Here is a 6,742-nt window from a genome sequence, read left to right as displayed (position 1 = left end):
GTTCGGGCGGGCGTGCGCCGCGGCGGGCGCTGTGCAGCCGCCCCCTGCTGCATCGACGAAGCTCGCGCCCATGCGCCAGCTGCCGTCCGCCATCGCCACGCTGGCGCGCAAGGGGCTGCCGATCTCATACTTTACACCAAAGCCCAGCAGCGGAGCAGCGCGTCCGGGATGGTAGATCAGCACCTTAGGCAAAGGGCTGTAATCTATGCTGATGACAATATGCTCGACCTGACCAGTCAGCGATGTGGCATCGATCAGGACCGGCACATGCGAGGCATCCTCAGCATCCGGCGCCGTCAGAACGATCAGCGCGGGATCATGCCGCCAGTCCTGTGGATCGCCCAGCATGTCGCGCCGGTGATCGGGCCACATGCCGCTGTCGAAGGGATCGGCCTGCGGTTCCAAAGGAACGGGCCCACGCTGCGCGAAGGCTGACGCTCCGGCGCGCCCGCCCGGCAGAAGATGCGTCAGCAGGGCCCCCATCACACCCCCCTAGTTCCGCAACGCTGCGGTCAGAGCATCCAACGCGTCCTTGCGCGCTGGCGGCTCCTGAGCAAGCAGCCATGCTGCTTCGTCCAGTGCGGTGATCGATTTTGGCGCGCCCGACAGTGCCTCCAGTTCGGCGCCGCTGGTGGCCATCGGCTCGGCCAAGGCGGCGGCGGCAGCGTCGTCCGCAGCATCGGTTAGCTGCTGATGATAAGATTGAATATCGCCCTGCTTATCTGCCAGCTCCATGTCGTCGGGACGCGTCTCGACATAGGTTCGGATCGCCCAAATGGCCTCTTGCGACAGGATATCTCCGAACGGGGGCATTTTGACCGCGCCGTTCTGGTGATAGCCGTTCAGAACCCGGTCGACATACCATTCATCGCCAAAGTCATTCGCCTCGAGATAGCGCAAGTCTGGTGCCAAACCGCCCGAGATAGCCTCAAGCCCGTGACAGCGCGCGCAGTTGCTATTGTAGCCCTTGGCGCCGATTTCGACCGCGGTGAACATGATCTCCGGATCAGCCTCACGCCATGGGTTCTCCGTTGCCATTTCTTCGGGAAGCTCAGGCAGGCCGGTCGTATCCACAGCCATAGGAGCCGTGTCACCATGGGCTAGTGCAGTGGCCGTCCCCAAAATAAGGGCCAGGGCGGTCAGTGGGGGGGCCTTGCCGTACATGACGTTTCCTCTCATCGTGCTGTTTTGTCAGGTTGACGAGAGGTGGGTGATCGGACAATTCGACTTTGGTCGATAAGCCGCATCAAAACTGTCCAAAGGTCGTATCGAGACGATCGCCATGTTGCGATAGACTGCAAACTATGCCCAGCCATATTTATATTTCTGCATTGATCTACCTGCTCGCTGCGACGCCATTGGCGGCCGATCCGCTGCACGATGAATTAAGCGGGCTACGGATTTCATCCTATCGTGCGCCGGTTCCCGAGACCGTTCCGGGCGGACAGACTATCGATCTTGGCAAACTAGTTGCGCTTAGAGACGAGGGTGCAATGCTGATTGATGTTATGGGCGCACCCGGCCACCAGATACGAAAAGACGGTAGCTGGGTGATTGCAACGCCTCACAGGACTATACCAGGAGCAATATGGCTGCCAGAAACCGGTCATGGACGGCTTGAGGCAAAAATCGAAGATTACTTGGATATTGCGCTAGCCGACTGTCCAAAAACACGTGCCATCGTCGTATTTTGCCGAAGTGACTGCTGGATGAGCTGGAATGCCGTACAGCATATTTCGAAACTCGAGTTCACTAACATTTCATGGTTCCCAGGGGGGCTAGACGAATGGATTGATGCGCAACAATCAACTGAGAATGCTACTCCACATACAGGTTCGATATGCCGCAGCGCAAAGTAAATATTAATAGCCTGGAAAAGTTATGGCCATTAAGAATATAATTTATTTAACTGGCGGCTCTTATAAAAATATATGTTCCTGGACATAATTACCATTACTAGGTATTATGATACCTCGATGGAAACTAGGTTTGTGCGTTGCAGACAACTTCCTTCGCGCGTTTGATCGCAGCCCTATTGCCATGCAGCCAACCGATGCGAAGAGCGCCAAAAGCGCCCGTCAGTGCCGAAGTAACTATCAGCGACGGGGTTAATCTGCCGTAACCGGACGCTAGGCGTATCAGTCGATATGCTGGTTCGACTCCTCGAATTCCGCTTGGGTTTTGCGGGGGTGATCGCCCTCCAAGCGAACTGACGCCATGGCCTTGTCTGTGTAAATCTCAGAACGGAGCGGCCAGTCATGAGCTGCATCAAACAACCCAGGCATCAGCTCGTACTCTGCTGCCTGATCATCGGTATTTCGCATCCAGAGATGCGTTCCGCACGTGCCGCAAAACGCACGCTCAGCAAACGAAGTGGACTGAAAACGCCTGACGGGGCCTTCCACCGTAACCGCTTCGGCAGCGGCCGTGAAAGCAAGGAATACCCCACCGGACCATCTTTGGCACATACGGCAGTGGCATGCACCTGGCTGTGCGTCGTGCTGACCGTCAACGCTCACTGCGACTTCGCCACAAAGACAATGCCCCACAAACTTCTTAGAGCTATTCATCTGCACTCCCCATCCGTAGGTTCGCACCAAAAAGACAGAGAACATGGTGCGTATAGCAGTCCAAGTGTTGGCTGGCAGCTTTGTTCCGAGAAGCATTTAATAGGTGCACCCGGCGGCGTCTGGATAGAACCCTTTGCTGACGGTCAGATCGACGGTGGGACCTTTCGTTGCGTCAACTGTTCCCTTGCACTGCACGAATGAATTCTTTTCGCGATAATTGGGAATATGCAAAGTAGCCTTTCTTCAACGGCAGACCCCCATTCGCCTGCGCCGCTACCCTTTCGTTGGCGAGATAGAAAATGTGGCCCTGATAATCGAAAAAGACGTGAGCTCTCGACCGCTTCCACTTTTCAATGAACTGGCTGCTACGCGAAGCGAAGTACACAATATCAAAATTATGGCCATCCACGGTCGTTGTGCGCGCACCTAGGCCCAACGATAAGCGGAAGTTGGTGCCGGTGAAACTATGGTCGTTATGCAGGTGAACAAGCCAGAACATGCGATGCTTCTGGAGATAAAAGGTCTCGCGTTCGGTGCGCTCCTGCTCGCTAATGCTGGAGTGTTGTAACTCCAGCACGGTGGCGATGGGCGTGCCGGCACCGCACAGCACATCGGCACGGTGCCATTCACCGGCCAGGGAGTCGTAAAGGCCAATTTCGCGACATCCAACTTCGAACTGCTCTTTCCAACCCAGATGCCAAGGGCCTTCGGTTTCACTCCAGCGGTCACAATCGCCAGCCTTATGCCGCCAATGCGCGACGTTTTGAGCTGGCATGACAGAGGTGAGGAGCCCGCCACAGTCCTCACATACGGTGCGCTCTCCCTTGGCTATCGGTTGCCGCTTTGTGCCATCAATCCAAGCGTAGATCACGCAATAGTCTCCCGCGCGCTGGTGCCATAATGCTAGCTTTAGTGAATCATCTTCGAAGCATACAGATCGTGTAGAGCGCCAATGGTAGCAAGCATGCGTTGAAAGAAGTCGTCGTATATTCTGGGTAGATCATGGTTTATCTTGTGATCCCGCCCGTAGAAGTTTGATCTATTCTTGAATGATTCAAAGCGTCCTTCCACCATGTCAGGGATTAAGACGAAACGTTCTACCAATCGGCGACGCTTAAAGCTTTCATACATCCGAGCGCTAACGTCTAAATGCCCGTCATGCACAATTCTATCCCTGATGGAGCAAATCGTCCAGATAAGTTCATCCTTCACAAAAAGAGTGCCAGCCTGCTCATTTACGCCGAGAGATCCCTTATCTCCGTACTGCTTTGATCCACCCTTAAGTTTTACAATCTTAGAATAGTCAATATTTACTCGTTCCGCTTCTAGCCACACTTTAACGGCGTAGTCTAATAGACTCCTCATGCGAACGAAAACAGTCTCCAAATGTGCGTGCAGTAATGCAGTCTCGGCACCTACTGACGATCGCAAGCCAGATCTTTCGTCAATGGAGTAACGATAGGGGACGCAGTCATTCAGGATACCGTAAAACTCGCCGATAACCTGAGTAATTTGCGCGCTTGTCCGCTGGATGTTCGTGAGAAGATTTTGAACATCCTGCAAGTAGATGAATTTATGCAGCAGGTCATCACTTGTTGACCCGGCAATAAGTCTCTCAAACTTTGTTTTCGTTACCCGGCTTTCAGGCTCGATGCCCGCCATGTGCGCCCAATCAGGAATTTCACTATGAAATATCTTAAACTCGACGTCAGATATAATTGACCTACGTATGTGTCCATGCGTTGCTGCACAAAGATTGTCTAAGTCAATATCAATATTGGTATCAGTGCGGCGCCAATACCCTTGAATGTCTTTAAAGTATGCTTTTAGATTCGTATCACTAACACGTCTCGACGGCCTGCCATCTAAGTTTTTCACAGGCTTTGGATCCACACCGGATATTGACCATCCAGAAATTTTTTCTCGGCTGGTTAGAACTTGCAAAGAAAAATTTCGATACCCACGGCGAGCCTTTGATTTTTTTGGCATATTTCTAGGTCAATCTATGTTGAGCAATCAATCTGTAATTCAATACTCGCTATAATTAAAAGCAATCTGCCAGATCTAGTCGTTTGTTGCGGTCTCGGCTCCACAAGGTTGTGAAGGCCATAAACCACACCGGCTTAGTTTTTGTGACCATCACCAAGTATCCGTCTCCAAAGCCGCTCGGCAGCACGGGAGATGCTGGGCACGTTTAGGCCCGCAGCTCGTGTTGCACCTGCGCCCGTTGCTGACAGCACAGAGGGCCGCTTTGGGCTCTTCACGTCATGGCAGCGCCGACACTGACCGTCTGCTTTCACAAGCTGGCAAGCCCGAAAGGCAGACTGCCTGACCGGTAAGTCGAGTCTAGCTTACTTACGCCGAGTCAAGCACAAACGCAAAATTAACCAATCTGCCTGTTCAAAACGTTATTCTGCTTCCTTAGCTTAGCAAATCCTTCCAGACCCCGCGCTCAAGAGACCTATCGCGGATCAGTGGATGCCCTCCCCTCAACCCACATACCAGCCATGTTCAAAAACGATCGTTGATGCAGCAACGCCAAACGTGTTGCAAAATCCGTCAAATAAGCGAGTTTTGCGACATGCCCAGTATGGGGTGACTTCTGCAGCATTGATGAGGCCACACGTGGCGACAGTTGGCTATTCCCGAGTATCGACAAGCGGCCAAGATCATCGTCTACAGAACGATGCCCTTGAGGCGGCCGGGTGTGACTACATCGTGTCTGAGGTGGGCAGCGGGGCAAATGAGAATGGCCGGCCGCAACTGCAGAACCTTTTGGCGAAGCTTTCTCCTAACGATACGCTGGTTGTCTGGCGCCTGGATCGGCTCGCGCGCAGCGTTAAAGAGCTGATCGCGATAGCAAATAATCTTTCTGACCGAGACATCAGCCTCCGATCGCTGAACGAATTGATCGACACGACGACCCCGCAGGGCAGAATGATCTTCCACGTCTTTGCGATGATTGCTCAGTTTGAGCGAGATCTGATTGCGGAGCGAACAAAAGCTGGCCTTGAAGCCGCGCGAAGCCGAGGCAGCCAGTTCGGGCGCAAACGCCTTTTGACCCCGGCACAGATACGTCAGGCCCAAGACTGGCTGGCCTCAAAGAAAATGACACAGGCTCAAGCAGCGAAGGCACTTGGAGTTAGCCGTGCTACCCTTATGCGTGCCATCGCACTGAAATTGGACGCCTCAAAATGATCGCATCATTGGCGATCCTTGCGCTTGCTCAGATGACTGCGCCGGGCCTTGAACCCTCAATGCAGCAGGTGCTTCATCTGTGTGTAACGCCGAATGATCCCATCGAGGACGCACAGGCACTCACCCATTACGGTCTATCTGTCAGGGACGAGTATGACCGTTATTTCAACGACCTGAATGCCTATTTGCTGTGTTTGCAGCAGTCTCAGGCCGACATAATCCAACAGGGCAACCGGTGGCATGAACGATACAAAAGCGCGATAGCTGGAAACATTGTTGAATGATTAAACATTTCATTTATGTTGTAACCTGTCGTTTGCCTATGGTAGCTCGCTCGAACGGAGGTCTGTGATGCGACTGAAATACCTAGCTGCAGCAGCTTTCGCGTCGGCCTCTCTGGCGTCAGCGCCGATAGCGGATGCTTACCCCATCGACTGCGCGATCCTCTTGTGCATGGCCGGTGGGTTTCCTCCGTCAGCTGAATGCACAGCCGCCCAGGTCGAGGTGATCCGACGAGTGACGCCGTGGCCGATTGAGCCGCCGTTGCAGCTCTGGAACTGTCCGATGAGCGGCGGCGGGTCAGTACCTGTTCCTAATCTGGGCTCAGACGGTCTCACCCCAGAAATACGGCAGTATCGTGATGCCGTTGAGGTTTGGGAGCTTTCTAAGCGAAGCCAAAGTGGCAGTGGTGGCCGTGAAGCCTCTACAACCGCGATCCGCAATTTCTACAATCGCGAGGGTGACTTTGTCCGGCAGGCACAAAGCAATGTCCCGAGCTGGGTCAGTGCTGCGGTAACCACGCATACAGGCAACGCCTTTAGCTCAGAATTTGGTAACTTCCGGGCCATCCTCTTGCGGATGCAGGACCATACCGGTGCGTATACCACCGAGTGGGTCAGATACTGATGCGTGTAGAGAGCCGCCGACGGCTACACAAAGAATTGCCGCTAACCCCTTGCATGCGTAAGGTGATC

General features: G+C 53.8%; 9 protein-coding genes. 4 read left to right on the top strand and 5 right to left on the bottom strand.

The genetic code is table 11. The features are described 5' to 3' along the window. Both ACFQDM_RS15645 and pedF read right to left on the bottom strand, forming a co-directional pair. On the bottom strand, positions 1–348 hold a 348-nt coding region (locus tag ACFQDM_RS15645; protein ID WP_377380628.1), incomplete at its 3' end, for a thiosulfate oxidation carrier protein SoxY. Positions 349–492: 144 nt separating this feature from the next. Beyond that, entirely contained in the window at positions 493–1,164 is a 672-nt protein-coding gene (gene pedF / locus ACFQDM_RS15640) for a cytochrome c-550 PedF (protein ID WP_217846936.1), read from the bottom strand. A 140-nt stretch (positions 1,165–1,304) separates the two neighbouring features. Between pedF and ACFQDM_RS15635 the strand changes: the two genes are divergently transcribed. Further along, the gene (locus ACFQDM_RS15635; RefSeq protein WP_377380625.1) at positions 1,305–1,859 is read left to right on the top strand and encodes a rhodanese-like domain-containing protein; all 555 of its coding nucleotides are present in this window, start codon (positions 1,305–1,307) and stop codon (positions 1,857–1,859) included. A 279-nt stretch (positions 1,860–2,138) separates the two neighbouring features. On the opposite strand, the gene ACFQDM_RS15630 is transcribed toward ACFQDM_RS15635, so the two are convergent. The 3 genes from ACFQDM_RS15630 to ACFQDM_RS15620 form a co-directional block, all read right to left on the bottom strand. Further along, the gene (locus ACFQDM_RS15630; protein WP_377380623.1) at positions 2,139–2,570 is read right to left on the bottom strand and encodes a GFA family protein; all 432 of its coding nucleotides are present in this window, start codon (positions 2,568–2,570) and stop codon (positions 2,139–2,141) included. Positions 2,571–2,742: 172 nt separating this feature from the next. Next, positions 2,743–3,441 (bottom strand): competence protein CoiA family protein, encoded by a 699-nt coding sequence (locus ACFQDM_RS15625; protein ID WP_377380621.1) that lies wholly within the window; start codon positions 3,439–3,441, stop codon positions 2,743–2,745. Positions 3,442–3,479: 38 nt separating this feature from the next. Next, positions 3,480–4,559, bottom strand: a complete 1,080-nt coding sequence (locus ACFQDM_RS15620) for a hypothetical protein (protein ID WP_377380619.1) — start codon at positions 4,557–4,559, stop codon at positions 3,480–3,482. A gap of 636 nt (positions 4,560–5,195) precedes the next feature. On the opposite strand from ACFQDM_RS15620, the gene ACFQDM_RS15615 reads away from it, so the two are divergent. The 3 genes from ACFQDM_RS15615 to ACFQDM_RS15605 all read left to right on the top strand — a co-directional run bounded on the left by ACFQDM_RS15615 (position 5,196) and on the right by ACFQDM_RS15605 (position 6,674). Next, on the top strand, positions 5,196–5,768 hold the full coding sequence (locus ACFQDM_RS15615; protein WP_198143235.1) for a recombinase family protein: 573 nt from the start codon (positions 5,196–5,198) through the stop codon (positions 5,766–5,768). After that, positions 5,765–6,052 (top strand): hypothetical protein, encoded by a 288-nt coding sequence (locus ACFQDM_RS15610; RefSeq protein WP_127899896.1) that lies wholly within the window; start codon positions 5,765–5,767, stop codon positions 6,050–6,052. Before ACFQDM_RS15615 ends, ACFQDM_RS15610 begins: the two co-directional genes overlap by 4 nt. Before the next feature lie 67 nt (positions 6,053–6,119). After that, entirely contained in the window at positions 6,120–6,674 is a 555-nt protein-coding gene (locus ACFQDM_RS15605) for a hypothetical protein (RefSeq protein WP_377380616.1), read from the top strand. The last annotated feature ends 68 nt before the right edge of the window (positions 6,675–6,742 follow it).

The organism is Ponticaulis profundi (genome assembly GCF_042659465.1).
GTDB classification, from domain to species: Bacteria; Pseudomonadota; Alphaproteobacteria; order Caulobacterales; family Hyphomonadaceae; genus Ponticaulis; species Ponticaulis profundi.
This window is presented reverse-complemented; position numbering and strand designations above follow the sequence as displayed.